Here is a 15217-nt window from a genome sequence, read left to right as displayed (position 1 = left end):
GGCAGGTTGTGGTGGCGAAGGGCGGCGAAGGTGAGCAGGCCATGGTTGAGACACCCCATTTTGGCCCCCACCACCATGATCCCCGGCATGTTCCCCGGCTTGCCCCAGCCCGACAGCAGATGTTTGCGATCGGGTGCCAGAAACCAGCCCCCCGCCCCCTCCACCACCACCAGCTCGGCCCCCGCCTGTTCAATCTGGCGCAGCCCGTCCGACAACCCCTTCAGGGTAATGGCATCGCGCGCTTCGCTGGCGGCGATATGGGGCGCGATGGGCGGCTCGTAGGCGTAGGGATTGACCAGATCGTAGGGCAGCGGCAGGCTCGCCGCCTCCTGCAACAGCACAGCATCCAGATTGCGCAGTCCCTCCGGGGTACGGGCACAGCCGGCGGAGACAGGCTTGTAACCGGCGCAGCGGATGCCGTGCGCGGCGAACTCCAGCAGCAGGGTGCGGGCGACCAGCGTCTTGCCCACATCGGTATCGGTGCCGGTGACGAAGAAGGATTTGACCATGATGACTCCTCAATAGGGCGCAGGTGCCCGGGCTCCATATGGCGGGGCACCCGCAGCTCAATTCTCTCGGCCAAGGCCGCCGGTTAACGGCGGATCAGCTGGCCGAGGCAAACCTGATAACTGGCGGCCAGCAGACCGTCCGGCTGACGATGGGCCTCATAGGCCTGGCGCAGACGCAACAAGCGCTGACGGCTGCCAAGGCCAGTATGACGCTCGTCATTGACCTGGCTGGCACCGATCCCCTTGAGATCGCGCAGCAAACCGTTGAGCTCGGAATAGCCGAGCGACCAGGTCAGGCTCTCCAGCGCCGGGGCGGCAAAGCCGCCAGCGGCGATGGCATGCTGCAATTGTGGCAGGCTGAGGAAGCGATTGACATGATCACACTCGTCAACCGTGCGCCAGGCCTCACGCAGTTGCCAGAGCGACTCGGCCAACAGGGTCGAGAACAGCAGCCGGCCGCCGGGTTTGAGCACCCGGTGCAGCTCGGCGAAGGCCTGGGCCGGCCGCTCGCACCACTGCAGCGCCAGGCTGGAGAAGACCCAGTCAAACGTCCCGTCGGCAAAGGGCAATTGCTCTGCATCGCCGCACAGCAGGCGGGCGCCGCTGCCGCGAAGGGCCGCCTGGGCCAGCATGCCGGGGGCGAGATCCAGCCCGGTCAGCTCGCTGCAACGCCCGGCCAGAGCCGGCAGAAAGAAGCCGGTGCCACAGCCCAGATCCAGCCCGCTCACCGTCAGCTCAAGGCCAACCTGCCTGTCCGGCATGCGCTCCAGCAGCGCCAGCCCCACCTCCTGCTGGAAGCGGGCGTGGGCGTCGTAGTGACGGGCGGCCGCGCCGAAACGGCGGGCAAGCTGGGCCTTGTCGACCGCCTGAAAACGCTCATGCAGCATGGGCGCCTCCTCTCTCGTCGGTGGCCTGGCAGGGACCGAGGGCATCGAGCAGCCGATCCACGTCCTCAGCGCGGTGAGCCGCGCTCAGGGTGATGCGAAGGCGCGCCGTGCCGACCGGTACAGTGGGCGGGCGGATGGCACTCACCCAGACGCCGCGCCCCCGCAACCGCTCGGCCAGTTGCAGGGCAGCACTGCTTTCCCCCACCAGCAGCGGCTGGATGGGGGTATTGCTGGCACCCAGCTGCCAGCCCAGCGCCTGCGCCCCTTGTCGGAAACGGGTGATGAGTTCACCAAGCTGGGCACGGGCCTCGTCGGCGGCACGCACCAGCGCGATGCTCTGGCTCACCGCGCAGGCCTGGGCAGCCGGCATATGGGTGCTGTAGACATAGTGGCGGGCGAAGTTCACCAGATACGCCACCAGCTCGCGACTGCCGCCCACAAAGGCGCCGGCCACCCCGAGCGCCTTGCCAAAGGTGCCCATCTGGATGTGCACACCGGCCGGGTTCACCCCCTGCGCCGCCAGGGTGCCGCGCCCTTGTGGCCCCAGCACACCGAGGCCGTGGGCATCGTCGATCATCAGCCAGTTGCCGCTCCGGGCGGCCAGTTGGCTAAGCTCGCGCCAGGGGCCCTGATCCCCGTCCATGCTGAACACCCCCTCCGAGACGATAAGCCCCCGGTTTGGCTCAAGCTGCCGCTCAAGGGCCGCCATGTCGTTGTGACCGAAGCGCTTCATCTTGCAGGGCAGCTGACTGCCCATCTCCTGCAGGGAGGCGTGGTTGAGTTTGTCCTGCCACAGCAGATGATCCTTGCCGAGCAGGGCCTTGAGCACCGCCTGATTGGCGGAAAAGCCGCAGTTGAACAACAGCACCGCCTCCAGTCCGAGCCACTCGGCCAGCGTCTCTTCCAGCTGCTGGTGGGCCCGGCTGTAACCGGTCACCAGCGGCGAGGCACCGGCCCCCGCACCATAGCGCTCGATGCCCTCCTGGAAGGCGACCTTGATGGCAGGGTGATCGGCCAGCCCCAGATAGTCGTTGGCGGAAAAGTTGAGGTAATCGCCCCCCCCAACCTTGAGGCGCCCGCCACTCGCACCGTCGGTGGCGACGCGGCTGCGCAGCAGGCCTGCCTGTTCACGCCCGGAGAGCGCCGCGCTCAACCCGAAGGGACCCGTTACTGCGGGGCCCGTCATGACCGCGCGCCCCCGGCACGGGGGCGGGTGGCGTCATAAAACATCTCGGTGGGCTCGCTCTGGCGGCTCACCTCGGCCAACAGCTCCTCTTCTTGAACCTGATCCGGCTTCTGGGCCCGCTGGGCGGGGCGAATGCCGAGGCGCTTGAACAGCTGCATGTCGCTGTTCTCGTCCGGGTTGGGGGTGGTCAGCAGCTTGCAGCCGTAGAAGATGGAGTTGGCCCCCGCCATAAAGCACATGGCCTGCATCTGCTCGTTCATCTTCTCCCGCCCGGCGGAGAGGCGCACGTGGGAGGCCGGCATCATGATACGTGCCACGGCGATGGTGCGGATAAATTCGAACGGATCCAGGTTCTCCTGGTTCTCCAGCGGCGTTCCCTTCACCTTGACCAGCATGTTGATGGGCACGCTCTCCGGGTGGCGCGGCAGGTTGGCCAGCGCCATCAAGAGGCCCGCCCTATCCTTCGCCTGCTCGCCCATGCCGACGATGCCGCCGGAGCAGACCTTCATGCCGGCGCCGCGCACGTGCTCCAGAGTATCGAGCCGGTCCTGATAGGTGCGGGTGGTGATGATGTCGCCGTAGAACTCCGGCGAGGTGTCGAGGTTGTGGTTGTAGTAGTCAAGGCCGGCGGCGCCGAGGCGCGCCGCCTGATCGGCGGTGAGCATCCCAAGCGTCATGCAGGTCTCCATGCCGAGCCCGCGTACCTCCTCGATCATCCGCAGGATATAGGGCATGTCCTTCTCTTTCGGGTTGCGCCAGGCGGCCCCCATGCAGAAGCGAGACGAGCCGTTGGCCTTGGCTTCGCGGGCCCGCTCCAGCACTTTCTCCACCTCCATCAGCCGCTCGGCCTCAAGGCCGGTGTAATAACGGGCGCTCTGGGGGCAGTACTTGCAATCCTCCGGGCAGGCACCGGTCTTGATGGAGAGCAGGGTGCTCACCTGCACCTCGTTCGGGTCGAAATGGGCGCGGTGCACGGTCTGGGCCCGAAACAGCAGGTCGTTGAACGGCAGGGCAAACAGGGCTTGAACCTCGGCGAGGGTCCAGTCGTGACGAAGGGCGTGGCCGCCCGCGGTGAGAGCATTCATACATGGCTTCCAATTGTTATAAGTGGGATCCTGCGCCGCCTTGCTTGCAAGACCTCTTTGTAAGAGCTCCTTGCAAGAGCGTGAGCGCAAAACCCGCCACCTGGCCCGGGCGAACAGGGATGCGCGCAGGGCCAAGTGGCTGAAATTGTTGGCTAGTGTAGAGAGCACGCGTAGACTGTCAACACCGACCAGATCAAATGAATTGACAACAGAACAACAAATGACCAACCAAGAATTCGATTTGCACCATGTGTGGCACCCCTATACCTCCCTCACCCATCCCCTGCCCTGCTATGAAGTGGCCAGCGCCAGGGGAGTGACCCTCACCCTCAGCGACGGCCGCGAGCTGGTGGACGGCATGAGCTCCTGGTGGGCCTGCGTGCACGGCTATCAGGTGCCCGAGCTCGATGCGGCCGCCACCGCCCAGCTCGGCAAGATGTCCCACATGATGTTTGGCGGCCTGACCCATGCCCCGGCGGTGGAGCTTTGCCGCAAGCTGGTGGCGATCACTCCAAAGGGGCTGGATCGGGTGTTTCTGGCGGATTCAGGCTCGGTGGCGGTAGAGGTGGCGCTCAAGATGGCCCAGCAGTACTGGCACGCCAAAGGGACGCCTCGCGCCAAGTTCGTTGCCCTGCGCGGTGGCTATCACGGCGACACCTTCGGCGCCATGAGCGTGTGCGACCCGGATGGCGGCATGCACGAGCTCTACAAGGGCTTCCTGCCCGAGCACCATTTCGTGGAAGCCCCCAGCTGCCGTTTCCACGCCGAGTGGGACGAGCGTTGCGTGGTGGAGCTGGCCACCCTGATGGCGGACCATCACGAGGAGATCGCCGCCATCGTGCTCGAACCCATAGTACAGGGCGCCGGCGGCATGCGCTTCTACCACCCCCGCTACCTGCAGTGGGTGCGCGCCCTGTGCGACGAGTTCGGCGTGCTCTTGATTGCCGACGAGATAGCCACCGGCTTTGGCCGCACCGGCCAGCTGTTTGCCTGCGACTGGGCCGGCATCAGCCCCGACATCATGTGTCTGGGCAAGGCGCTTACCGGCGGCTACCTGACGCTGTCGGCCACACTCACTACCGAACATGTGGCTCGCACCGTGTGTGATGGGAAGGCTGGCGTCTTCATGCATGGGCCGACCTTTATGGGCAACCCGCTGGCCTGCGCCGTGGCCAACGCCTCCATCGAACTGCTGCTGGCCTCGCCTTGGGCTGAGCGGGTGCGCGCCATCGAGCATCAGCTGCGCACCGAGCTGGTGGAACTGACCCTGCATCCGGCGGTGGCCGACGTGCGGGTGCTCGGCGCCATCGGGGTGGTGGAGATGAAGGAGCGGGTGGACGTGGCGCGCATCCAGCGCAAGTTCGTGGAGCTGGGCGCCTGGATCCGCCCCTTTGGCAAGCTCATCTACCTGATGCCCCCCTTCGTCATCAGCCCGGCACAGTTGACCGTGCTGACCGGCGCCATCGCCGCCGCCATCCACAGCGGCGAGTTCTGAGCCAACAGCGCAGACCCTGCCGCTCAGGCAGGGTCTTTTGAATCTTTTTCATCAGAATGTGAGCAAGACACCAGACCCGGGCAGCCAAGACGCGTAGACTGCGCGGGTTTTACCCAACAGATGTACCGTTCCCATGCGCCTCTCCATTGCTGCCAAAATCAACTTCTTCCTGCTGTTCATCTTCTCCATGGTGCTGGTGTTTTCCGCGGCCTATCAGGCGGTGCGCGAGCGCGACCTCATTCTGACCCTCATCAAGGAGCAGAGCCGCGAGCAGACCGAAGCCTATTTCGATGGGCTCAACATGCTGATGCTGACCGGCAAGATGGAAGCCCGCGATACCCTGCGCGACAAGTTTCTCGAACACGCTCACGTGGAGGATGCCCGCATCGTGCGCAGCGAGGCGGTGAGCAAGCAGTACGGGGCCGGCCGCGAGCACGAGCAGTCCAAGGACAGGTTCGACGAGCTGGCACTGGCGGGTAAAGGGAGCCTGGAGGTGGTACACGACGGCATGCACAGCAAGCTGGTGGTGACCCGCCCACTGCTGGCCAAGAAGGATTTTCGCGGCACCGATTGCACCAGCTGCCACCAGGTGCCGGAGAATACCGTGCTGGGAGCGGTGCGCTTTGATTACTCCCTCGACACCCTGTTTACCCGGGTCGAGCAGAACATTCTCACCTCGGCCCTGAGCCTCACCGTCATCTTCGGGCTGGGGCTGCTGCTCACCCTCTGGGTCATCCGTACCTGGATCGTCCGCCCCCTCAACCAGCTGACCCGCTCCATGGAGGAGGCCACCGATCTGCACGACTTCGGCCACCGGCTGGAAGGGGATGAGGGGGACGAGATTGGTCGGGTGGCGCTGGCCTACAACCAGATGCTCGACAGCGTGGAACGCCAGCTCGGCAAGCGCTCCGCTGGCGAGCAGCCGCGGGCGGGGCAAGCGCCCTCCAGCCGCGACCCCTCCGGGCCGGCAGACTAGTCCAGGTAGTAGAACAGCAGGCTGGCGACGAGGATCAGCAGCAAGATAGCCAGGTGCACCCGCCCCGTGTCCTCCCGCCGCCGGCAGCGCCAACGCTCTGCCAGCAGCACCGCCAGGGTCAGCAGGCAGCATCCCCAGAGCCCGTGCAGCAGCCAGGGGGTGAGCTGGGGATCCCAGCTCTGGCGCACCTTGATCCCGCCATAGACCAGAAAACCGTAGGCCACCTCTGGCCGGGCGAAGTGGTAGAGGGAGAGCAGCACGATAAAGCCGCCCCAGCAGAGGATCACCAGCCCCCGCAACACCCGTGTCAGCCCGTCCGGCCCCCGTCGCCGCTCTTTCACGTCCATCCCCCGTTCCGCTGGCCCGCCAATGAAGCGATTGGCGCCGAAATCCCCCCCAGAGTCCGACATTTTTGCTTGTTTATCAAACCTGCGCGGGTAAGATGAACGGCTTAGTCTGCCATGGTGGGCCATCTGTGCCCGGGCCAGACCCCTAGTGTTGCAAATAGCGCTGCAAGAACAAGCTGGAGACAATATTTCGATGACGCACGCATCCGTAGTAGATGTGCTGGCCGGTAAGTATTCGGTCGGCACCACCCTGACAGTGAAAGGGTGGATCCGGACCCGCCGTGATTCCAAGGCGGGGATCTCATTTTTGGCCGTTTCCGATGGCTCCTGTTTCCATCCGGTACAGGCCGTCGTCCCCAATACCCTGGCCAATTACGAGAATGAAGTGCAGCGTCTGACCACAGCTTGCTCCGTCGAAGTGACCGGCACCGTGGTCGAGTCCCAGGGCAGCGGCCAGGCGTTCGAACTGCAGGCCACCGAGGTCAAGGTGGTGGGCTGGGTCGAAGATCCGGACACCTACCCCATGTCCGCCAAGCGCCACAGCATTGAGTACCTGCGCGAGCAGGGCCACCTGCGTGCCCGCACCAACATCGTCGGCGCCGTGACCCGGGTACGCAACTGCCTCTCTCAGGCCATTCACCGCTTCTTCCACGAACAGGGCTACCTCTGGATCGCGGCCCCCCTCATCACCGCCTCCGACACCGAAGGCGCCGGCGAGATGTTCCGCGTCTCCACCCTGGATCTGGAAAACCTGCCGCGCACCCCGCAAGGCAAGGTGGACTATGACAAGGACTTCTTCGGCAAGGAGACCTTCCTGACCGTATCCGGCCAGCTGAACGTCGAGACCTATGCCTGCGCCCTGTCCAAGGTCTACACCTTCGGGCCGACCTTCCGCGCCGAAAACTCCAACACCAGCCGCCACCTGGCCGAGTTCTGGATGGTGGAGCCGGAAGTGGCCTTCGCCGATCTGGAAGACAACGCCGCCCTGGCCGAAGCCATGCTGAAGTACGTCTTCAACGCCGTGCTGAGCGAGCGCCGCGACGATCTGGAGTTCTTCGCCCAGCACGTGGACAAGGACGCCATCGGCCGTCTGGAGCGTTTCGTCGCCTCCGACTTCGCCCAGATTGACTACACAGACGCCATCGAAGTGCTGAAGAACTGCGGCAAGAGCTTCGAGTTCCCGGTCTCCTGGGGTATCGATCTCTCTTCCGAGCACGAGCGCTACCTGGCCGAAGAGCACTTCAAGTCACCGGTAGTAGTGAAGAACTACCCGAAAGACATCAAGGCCTTCTACATGCGCCTCAACGACGACGGCAAGACCGTTGCCGCCATGGACGTACTGGCCCCGGGCATCGGCGAGATCATCGGCGGCTCCCAGCGTGAAGAGCGTCTCGAGGTGCTGGATGCCCGCCTGGCCGAGATGGGCCTGAACAAGGAAGACTACTGGTGGTACCGCGACCTGCGCCGCTACGGCACTGTGCCGCACTCCGGCTTTGGTCTGGGCTTCGAGCGTCTGGTGGTCTACGTGACCGGCATGGGCAACGTGCGCGACGTGATCCCCTTCCCGCGTACCCCACGCACCGCCGAGTTCTGATTACGGGACTTTGCCGACAAAGCCGACCTCAGGGTCGGCTTTTTGTTGCCCGCTCCCCTGCCACCGGCTTGTCTTGGCCACAATTAATCACTTTTTTTGCAACAAACCGCTCCCCTCGCCTTTTTATCCTGCTACCCTGCCCGCCTTCAAGCTCCATACGATGCCACCTGTTACCCATAAAATAACAAAAGGGTTAATACGTGGTTTTTATGGCGTTAAATCAAAAAGCGATGAGTTATTGAAGTACCTCAAATTTTTGCCCCCTTGTGGCAGGCAAAATAACCACTAACCCTTTAGGGCTAAATAAAAAACAGACAATCCCGGTCCATGCGCCCAACACAGCACTTACATGGATTAAATAACGCGAGGTAATGGAATGATCTTGATGGAATTTTTGGTGGTACTCGGCTGCTTGCTGCTGGGTACCCGGTTTGGCGGCATGGGGCTGGGTCTCATCAGCGGCATCGGTCTGTTCCTGCTGACCTTCGTGTTCGGTCTGGTACCGGGCGAACCGCCGGTGCAGGTGATGCTGACCATACTGGCGGTGATCGGTTGTGCCGCCACCCTGCAGACCGCCGGCGGTCTCAACCTGATGATGCAGGTGGCCGAGCGTCTGCTGCGCCGTCACCCCCAATACATCACCATACTGGCCCCGCTCACCACCTGGACCCTCACCTTCCTGTGCGGTACCGGCCACGTGGTCTACACCATGTTCCCCATCATCGCCGACATCGCGCTGCAGAAGAACATCCGTCCCGAGCGCCCGATGGCAGTGGCCTCCGTCGCCTCCCAGATGGCCATCTGCGCCTCGCCGGTCTCGGTGGCCGTGGTCTCCATGGTCTCCATCCTGGCGGCCGGTCACGGCATCGGTCAGGCCTACGGTCTGCTCGACATCCTGATGATCGCCATCCCCTCCTCCCTGACCGGCGTCATCGTCGCGGCCCTCTGGAGCCTGCGCCGCGGCAAGGATCTGGACAAGGACGAGGAGTTCCAGGCCAAGATCCAGGATCCGGAGCAGCGCGCCTTTATCTATGGCGGCGGTGAAACCCTGCTCAACACCAAGTTCCCGAAAGAGGCCTACTGGTCTACCTGGATCTTCTTCGCCGCCATCGCTGCCGTGGTACTGCTGGGGGCCAACGAAGGTCTGCGTCCGGTCTTCACCATCAAGGACAAAACCGGCCCGCTTTCCATGAACCTGGTGATCCAGATGATGATGCTGATCGCCGGCGCCATCATACTGATGCGCTGCAAGGTCAAGCCGGGCGAGATCGCCAACGGCGCCGTCTTCAAGGCGGGCATGGTCGCCATCTTCTCCGTGTTCGGGGTTGCCTGGATGAGCGAAACCTTCTTCCAGGCCCACATGCCGCTGCTCAAAGAGACCCTGGCCCACGTGGTACAGGCCCAGCCCTGGACCTACGCCCTGGTGCTGTTCCTCATCTCCAAGCTGGTAAACAGCCAGGCCGCGGCGCTGACTGCCATCGCCCCCATGGGGCTGGCGCTGGGGGTCGAACCCAAGCTGCTGATCGCTTTCCTGCCGGCCAGCTACGGCTACTTCGTGCTGCCGACCTACCCGAGCGATCTGGCCTGTATCGGTTTCGACCGCTCCGGCACCACCCGCATCGGCAAGTTCATCATCAACCACAGCTTCATCATTCCGGGGCTGATCGGGGTGGTGACCTCCTGCTCGCTGGGCTTTATCCTGACCAGCATACTGCTCTGACGGAGTCGCACCGCGCAATCCGTTCCACAGGCCCCCGCTCGGGGGCCTGTGCTTTTCGCTCACCTTCCCGCTTTGCCAACCGCCCGCACTCTGGGTAGCATGACCCCTCTTTTTCTTTGCGGAACCTCCCCCATGTCTCGCGTCATCGTGCTCTGGAGCGGCGGCAAGGATGCCATGCAGGCGCTCTGCCATGCCCGTGAAGCGGGTCATCAGGTGGTGGCACTGGTCACCTTTGCGCCTCCCTCGCCCCGTTTCCTCGCCCATCCCCTGTCGCAAGTGCGTCGGCAGGCGGCGGCCCTCGGGCTGCCCCACTTGCTGATCACCATAGAGGCGCCGTTCGATCTCGGTTATGAGCGGGCACTGGCAAAGCTCAAGGAGGAGTGGCAACTCGATGGGGTCGTCACCGGCGATATCGACAGCGTGGCCGGTGCGCCGAACTGGATCCGCGAGCGTTGCCGCCCGCTTGGCCTCACTGTCCACACCCCGCTCTGGCAGCAGAGCCGCGAGGCGCTGCTGGCAGATCTGCTGGCTCGCGGCATCGTCGCCCACCTCTCCTGCGTCGATACCGATGTGCTGCCCCCCGAGTGGGTGGGGCGGGTGCTGGACAAGGGAGCCCTCGCCGAGCTGCAGCAGCTGGTGGCCACCCGGGGCTTCGATGCCTGCGGCGAGCAGGGTGAGTACCACACCATGGTGACCGACGGCCCGGGTTTTGCGGCGCCGCTGGTGCTGGGCCGCTGGCAGGTCGCCCGTCAGGAACGGCTTGCCTATCTGCTGGAGGATGAAGGGTAGCACGCAGTTCCGTTCGACCGGTCTGCACCGGCACAACAGATAAAGAACGGGAGGCGATGGCCTCCCGTTTTGCTTGTCCTTAACGCCGACCTATTTGGCCAGCTTGCCCAGCACCCGCTGCAGCAGGCGGATGCGCGGCTCGATGCTCTCCAGCAGCAGGAACTCCGCCTCCGAGTGGAAACCGCCCCCCATGGGGCCGAAGCCATCCAGCGACGGGACCCCGGCCGCAGCGGTGAAGTTGGCATCGGAGCCGCCACCGGCCTCCAGCCAGTTGAAGGGGATCCCCTCCTCATTCGCCGCCGCCTCCACCAGCGCCATCACGGCCTCTGTGTCGCCGCTCGGGCGCATCGACGGCTTGAAGCTCTGGCGATCCACCTCGACCCGGCAACCGGCGAGGAAGGGGTTGTTGGCCATGAAGGTGAGCCGCTCGTGCACGGCGGCCGCTTCGTCATTGCTCCAGAAGCGCAGATCCACGATCGCCTCGGCAAAGTCCGGCACCACGTTGACGCCGGTCCCTCCCTGCACCACCCCCACGTTCATGGTGGTGCCGGTATCGAGGTTGACCTGCTGGTTGATGGCGAGCACCCAATGAGCGAGCTCCGTGATGGCGGAGATCCCCTCGCTCAGCGCCGAGCCGGCGTGGGAGGCCTTGCCGTGGAAGGTGATGCGGTACTTGGCATTGCCCTTGCGGGCGCTGATGAGATCCCCGTTCGGGCGAGCCGCCTCGGCCACCAGCACGCAGCCACTCTGTCTGGCTTTTTCCACCAGCCACTCTTTGGACCAGGGGGAGCCTATCTCCTCGTCACAGTTGCAGCAGACCAGCACCTTCAGTTTGGCCAGCACGGCCGGGTCCATCCCCTTGAGGGCATACCAGGTGGAGAGCAGGCCGCTCTTCATGTCCGACACGCCAGGGCCAAAGGCCTGATTGCCTTCCACTTTCAGCGGGCGCTTGGCCGCCGTCCCCACCGGGAAGACGGTGTCCATGTGGCCCACCAGCATCACGTCGTAATGGCTGGCGCCGGGGGCATTGGTTGCCTCGAGGCAGGGACCGCACTCGGCGGCGAACTGGTGGCGGGTCACCTGCCAGCCGATGGCCTCATATTTCTCGGTCATGATGTCGGCCACCGTCGCCACCCCGGCCGGGGTGCGGGTACCGCAATCGAGGTTGATGAGGGGTGCCAGATCCGCCAGGTAGGCGTCCAGAGAAAAAGCGTTGTGAGAGTCTGTCATTGTCATCTCCTGGGACGGGAGGGTACGCCTCCCGTCCGACAGCCGAGTGAAAGGGGCGAACGACCCGTGCCGTCCGCCACCCGCTTACATAAACAGCAGATAGTTGAGGGTCAATGCCGTCACCAGCGCCCCCGCCATGGGCACGCAGGTGCGCTTGACCACCACGAAGGGGGAGACCTTGGCGATGCCCGCACAGGCGATCAGCACAGCCGCGATGGGGGAGACGGTGCGGCCGATGCTGGAGGCGAGCTGCATCGGCAACAGCATGGTCACCGCCGGCACGCCGAACTTGGCCGCCACCGCGGGGGCCAGGGTCGAGAAGCTCAAAAAAGCCGCGTTGCCCGAGCCCATGATGACCGCCACCACCATGATGAGCCCCACCATCACCAGGGTCATCAGACCGCTGCCGATGCCGGCATTGCTGGCAGAGTGCAGCAGGGTGTCGATGGCACCAATGGCCTTGAGGGATTCGGCAAACAGCTCGGCACAGACGATCAGCGCCACCACGGGGCCGAATACCTTGCCCATGCCGTCGAGGAAGCTGGAGAGCCCGGCAAAGGCGCTGCGCACCGAACGGGTACGCAGCAGCTCGCACAGCATGCCGATAAAGACCGACAGCAGCATGGCCACCTCCACGCTCATCTTGATGTCGCTCACCAGCAACTTGGAGAAGGTCATCATCAGCACGAAGGGGATGATGGGCAGCAGGGCATACCAAGTGGGCGCCGCTACCGCCTCGGTGCCTTTCTCGTCCAGCTCGGCGTGCTCGCCGCGATGCTGGGCCGGATCCCAGCCATCCTGGCGGTCACAGTGCCGCTGCCAGAAGAAGTGCAGCACCATGGTCACCAGCAACATGGGGGCCACCAGCCAGATCTGGTAGTCGACGAAATAGCTGGTGGGATCCATGCCGGATTGGCCGGCGGAGAAGATGGCGTTGGTCTGGGTCGGGCCGATTTCGAACGCCTGGGAGGTGGCGATGACGCCGCAGGCGGAGGCCGGGCTGATGCCGAGATTGCGCATCACTGGATACATGGTGACCATCAGCAAGAGGCCAAGGCCGGTGGCGGAGGTGACGAACAGGGAGACGAAGACCGCCACCAGGTAGCAGATGGCCAGCATCAGGTAGCTGGACTGGATGCCCGCCACCGGCTTGACCGCCACCTGCACCAGCGCCTGGGAGGCGCCGATATGGGACATGTAGGTGGCAAAGCCGGCCACCGCCATGATGGTGAGGCCGAGCCCCGCCGCCCGGTAGGAGAAGATCCCCTTGAACACCTCGAACAGGTCGAACAGGGCGAAGCCGGTGCTCTTGTCGGCGGACAGAATGGGGTGCAATCCCAGCCAGTAGGCGACGGTGAAGATGGCCATGCCGGCCAGTGCCAGCACCGCCTGCGGGTTGTAATCCTTGACGATGCCGTAGACCACGGCCAGCAGGACGAGTAAGACGAAGACGAGTTCCAAATATTCACTCCTGATAAAGTTATCGAGGAGCGAAATCTAGTGGTCTGACCGCGCTTTCCCATTGATCCCTGTCAAGAAAGATGGCTTGACCGCACTTCGATAAAATAAAATGCTACACACTTAACAAAAAACGGTCTTTTAAACTAAAGGCAAACCTTTAAAATCCCTTTGCCACGCGTTCTGGCGAATAACCTCAGGCTTTTTTGCTTTGGATCAACGTCAGGGGCCAGTGAACTGGCCAAGATGCGCAACGACACACAGAGACCGTTTCGCGCCGGAGAGAGTTATGACAGACCGAGCCACCGCAGGCATGACGACCTGCGACTACAAGCTATGGGACATCCTCGTCGAGTCTGCAAAGGAACGCACCACCATTCGTTACTCCAAGCTGGCCAGGCAGGCCGGGCTGGAGAATTGCCAGGATGAGCTGCGCACCCTGCTGCAACGCATCCGCATGTACTGCACCGAGCACCAGTTGCCGATCCTCTCCGCCATCGTGGTGGACGATGTGGGCAAATATACCGGCCTCTCCTCCAGTCTGCCGGACGCCCCCTGGGAGCGGGCCAAGGTGTTTGACTACCAGTGGCCGGTTGCGCCCTGAGTGCTCAGTCCCTCACCATAACGCGCCCACCGGCGCGTTTTGTACTTCTTCGGGCTCCCTTTTTCCTGAACCGCAGGCAAAAAAAACCCGCCGAGACGGCGGGTACTAAGCAAGCAACGCTCTGGATGACCAGAGTAAAGAGTTCAGGCTGTCGAATCTTGCCACCTCCGGCACCACGCGAAAGAGGTAACAGGACAACATGGGTTTGCATAAATCGCTGATTTACCCAAGCTTCATGCTGACCATCGACGGGAAATGAGACTAAAGTGAAGGCCCTGCTTAAGGAAATGATTTATTAGTATTCCATTATGCACAGAATGAATTTACGAGGCGTCGACCTCAACCTGCTGGTGGTGCTCAAGGCACTGCTGGAGGAGCGCAACACCACCAAGGCCGCCGAACGGCTCGCCATGAGCCAGCCGGCCGTCAGCCGGGCACTGGCCCGTTTGCGTCTGCTCTATGACGATCCCCTGCTGATCCGCACTCCCCAGGGTATGGAACCCACCGCCCGGGCAGAGGCCTTGCTGCTGCCGCTGCGAGAGATCCTGCGCGACATCGAGCAGACCTTCAGCCCGCCCGAGCAGCTCGACCCCGCCCAGTTCGAGGGGGTGCTGCGCATCGGGGCCCACACCTATGTGGAGTACGTGATGATGCCGAGCCTGCTGGCCCGGCTGCAGCAGCAGGCGCCCAACCTGCGCATCCACATGGTGCCGCTCAATGCGGACTACGAGAGCCAGCTCGACGAAGGGGTCATCAGCATGGTGATCAGCAAGCAGGACGAGGTGCCCGGCCGTTTTCGCCGCATCCCGCTGTTCGAAGACAAGCTGATCTGCGCCGCCCACCGCAGCCACCCGCTGCAGGGCCAGGTGCTGTGCATCGAATCCTTCGCCCAGGCTCAGCACCTGCTGGTCGCCCCGCGCGGCAGCGAAGGGGGCATCGTCGATGATCTGCTGGCCGCCCACGGCATGACCCGACACACCCCCTTGATAGTACAAAGTTTTCTGGCGGCCCCCTTCATCCTGCCCTGCGCGCCTCTGCTGCTCACCTCCCCTGCCCGGGTGCTGCGTCCGCTGATGCCGCTGCTGGATCTGGTGGAGTACGAAACCCGCTTTACCCTGCCCACCTTCGAGGTGAGCCTCATTCGCCATCGTCGCGACGACAACAACGCCATGCTCAACTGGTTCGAATCCGAACTGCACCTCTGGTGTCGCACCCAGAGCGAACTCTGATGCCCACCGGCGCATCCTGCGCCGGGCACTTTCCCCCGCTTCCCAGGCCCGACCAGCGCCTCGCCTCACCTCCCCCATGCGCATCGGCGTTGCCTTGGGATCGCCACA

14 protein-coding genes are annotated in these 15217 nt (G+C 63.8%); 7 read left to right on the top strand and 7 right to left on the bottom strand.

Annotation, left to right across the window (positions count from 1 at the left end):
• The 4 genes from bioD to bioB all read right to left on the bottom strand — a co-directional run.
• The coding region (gene bioD, locus BN1143_RS10100; RefSeq protein WP_042050454.1) for a dethiobiotin synthase at positions 1-509 on the bottom strand (509 nt) is incomplete at its 3' end.
• 83 nt (positions 510-592) lie between these two features.
• Positions 593-1396: a malonyl-ACP O-methyltransferase BioC gene (bioC, locus tag BN1143_RS10095; RefSeq protein WP_042050452.1), complete on the bottom strand. Its 804-nt coding sequence runs from the start codon at positions 1394-1396 to the stop codon at positions 593-595.
• The gene (gene bioF, locus BN1143_RS10090; protein ID WP_042050450.1) at positions 1386-2582 is read right to left on the bottom strand and encodes an 8-amino-7-oxononanoate synthase; all 1197 of its coding nucleotides are present in this window, start codon (positions 2580-2582) and stop codon (positions 1386-1388) included. Before bioF ends, bioC begins: the two co-directional genes overlap by 11 nt.
• Complete coding sequence (gene bioB / locus BN1143_RS10085) at positions 2579-3667, bottom strand: biotin synthase BioB (RefSeq protein WP_042050448.1); 1089 nt, start codon at positions 3665-3667, stop codon at positions 2579-2581. Before bioB ends, bioF begins: the two co-directional genes overlap by 4 nt.
• A 220-nt stretch (positions 3668-3887) precedes the next feature.
• On the opposite strand from bioB, the gene bioA reads away from it, so the two are divergent.
• Together bioA and BN1143_RS10075 are read left to right on the top strand one after the other, a co-directional pair.
• On the top strand, positions 3888-5162 hold the full coding sequence (bioA, locus tag BN1143_RS10080) for an adenosylmethionine--8-amino-7-oxononanoate transaminase (RefSeq protein ID WP_042050446.1): 1275 nt from the start codon (positions 3888-3890) through the stop codon (positions 5160-5162).
• 133 nt (positions 5163-5295) lie between these two features.
• Positions 5296-6138 (top strand): HAMP domain-containing protein, encoded by an 843-nt coding sequence (locus BN1143_RS10075; protein WP_017783430.1) that lies wholly within the window; start codon positions 5296-5298, stop codon positions 6136-6138.
• Here the strand turns inward: BN1143_RS10075 and BN1143_RS10070 are convergent.
• Entirely contained in the window at positions 6135-6485 is a 351-nt protein-coding gene (locus tag BN1143_RS10070; protein ID WP_042050444.1) for a hypothetical protein, read from the bottom strand. The genes BN1143_RS10075 and BN1143_RS10070 overlap by 4 nt on opposite strands.
• A gap of 193 nt (positions 6486-6678) precedes the next feature.
• On the opposite strand from BN1143_RS10070, the gene asnS reads away from it, so the two are divergent.
• The 3 genes from asnS (at position 6679) to BN1143_RS10055 (ending at position 10588) form a co-directional block, all read left to right on the top strand.
• A complete protein-coding gene (gene asnS, locus BN1143_RS10065; protein ID WP_005299016.1) occupies positions 6679-8079 on the top strand; it encodes an asparagine--tRNA ligase in 1401 nt (466 codons plus the stop codon).
• A gap of 376 nt (positions 8080-8455) precedes the next feature.
• Positions 8456-9799: an anaerobic C4-dicarboxylate transporter gene (locus BN1143_RS10060; protein WP_005299013.1), complete on the top strand. Its 1344-nt coding sequence runs from the start codon at positions 8456-8458 to the stop codon at positions 9797-9799.
• Between the two features lie 132 nt (positions 9800-9931).
• Positions 9932-10588 (top strand): Dph6-related ATP pyrophosphatase, encoded by a 657-nt coding sequence (locus tag BN1143_RS10055; RefSeq protein ID WP_042050442.1) that lies wholly within the window; start codon positions 9932-9934, stop codon positions 10586-10588.
• Between the two features lie 90 nt (positions 10589-10678).
• Here BN1143_RS10055 and BN1143_RS10050 read toward each other — a convergent pair whose 3' ends face one another.
• Positions 10679-11818, bottom strand: coding sequence for a M20 family metallopeptidase (locus BN1143_RS10050; RefSeq protein ID WP_042050440.1), 1140 nt, complete (start codon positions 11816-11818; stop codon positions 10679-10681).
• Between the two features lie 84 nt (positions 11819-11902).
• Positions 11903-13279, bottom strand: coding sequence for a C4-dicarboxylate transporter DcuC (dcuC, locus tag BN1143_RS10045; protein ID WP_042050438.1), 1377 nt, complete (start codon positions 13277-13279; stop codon positions 11903-11905).
• Positions 13280-13565: 286 nt separating this feature from the next.
• Here dcuC and BN1143_RS10040 point away from each other — a divergent pair, with 286 nt between their 5' ends.
• Together BN1143_RS10040 and BN1143_RS10035 are read left to right on the top strand one after the other, a co-directional pair.
• Positions 13566-13880 carry a hypothetical protein gene (locus BN1143_RS10040; RefSeq protein ID WP_005298999.1) on the top strand — a complete coding sequence of 105 codons (315 nt, stop codon included), beginning with the start codon at positions 13566-13568 and terminating at the stop codon, positions 13878-13880.
• A gap of 317 nt (positions 13881-14197) precedes the next feature.
• A complete protein-coding gene (locus BN1143_RS10035) occupies positions 14198-15109 on the top strand; it encodes a LysR family transcriptional regulator (RefSeq protein ID WP_042050437.1) in 912 nt (303 codons plus the stop codon).
• The last annotated feature ends 108 nt before the right edge of the window (positions 15110-15217 follow it).

This window comes from Aeromonas dhakensis (genome assembly GCF_000820305.1).
In the GTDB taxonomy this organism is placed as follows: domain Bacteria; phylum Pseudomonadota; class Gammaproteobacteria; order Enterobacterales; family Aeromonadaceae; genus Aeromonas; species Aeromonas dhakensis.
Note: the sequence above shows the minus strand (reverse complement) of the source record. Positions and strands in the feature narration are given on the sequence as shown.

Bases quoted from the DNA above. Each gene is read 5' to 3' on its own strand.
- bioC (WP_042050452.1), bottom strand. From the start codon at position 1,396: ATGCTGCATGAGCGTTTTCAGGCGGTCGACAAGGCCCAGCTTGCCCGC.
- bioF (WP_042050450.1), bottom strand. From the start codon at position 2,582: ATGACGGGCCCCGCAGTAACGGGTCCCTTCGGGTTGAGCGCGGCGCTC.
- bioB (WP_042050448.1), bottom strand. From the start codon at position 3,667: ATGAATGCTCTCACCGCGGGCGGCCACGCCCTTCGTCACGACTGGACC.
- bioA (WP_042050446.1), top strand. From the start codon at position 3,888: ATGACCAACCAAGAATTCGATTTGCACCATGTGTGGCACCCCTATACC.
- BN1143_RS10075 (WP_017783430.1), top strand. From the start codon at position 5,296: ATGCGCCTCTCCATTGCTGCCAAAATCAACTTCTTCCTGCTGTTCATC.
- BN1143_RS10070 (WP_042050444.1), bottom strand. From the start codon at position 6,485: ATGGACGTGAAAGAGCGGCGACGGGGGCCGGACGGGCTGACACGGGTG.
- asnS (WP_005299016.1), top strand. From the start codon at position 6,679: ATGACGCACGCATCCGTAGTAGATGTGCTGGCCGGTAAGTATTCGGTC.
- BN1143_RS10060 (WP_005299013.1), top strand. From the start codon at position 8,456: ATGATCTTGATGGAATTTTTGGTGGTACTCGGCTGCTTGCTGCTGGGT.
- BN1143_RS10055 (WP_042050442.1), top strand. From the start codon at position 9,932: ATGTCTCGCGTCATCGTGCTCTGGAGCGGCGGCAAGGATGCCATGCAG.
- BN1143_RS10050 (WP_042050440.1), bottom strand. From the start codon at position 11,818: ATGACAGACTCTCACAACGCTTTTTCTCTGGACGCCTACCTGGCGGAT.
- BN1143_RS10040 (WP_005298999.1), top strand. From the start codon at position 13,566: ATGACAGACCGAGCCACCGCAGGCATGACGACCTGCGACTACAAGCTA.
- BN1143_RS10035 (WP_042050437.1), top strand. From the start codon at position 14,198: ATGAATTTACGAGGCGTCGACCTCAACCTGCTGGTGGTGCTCAAGGCA.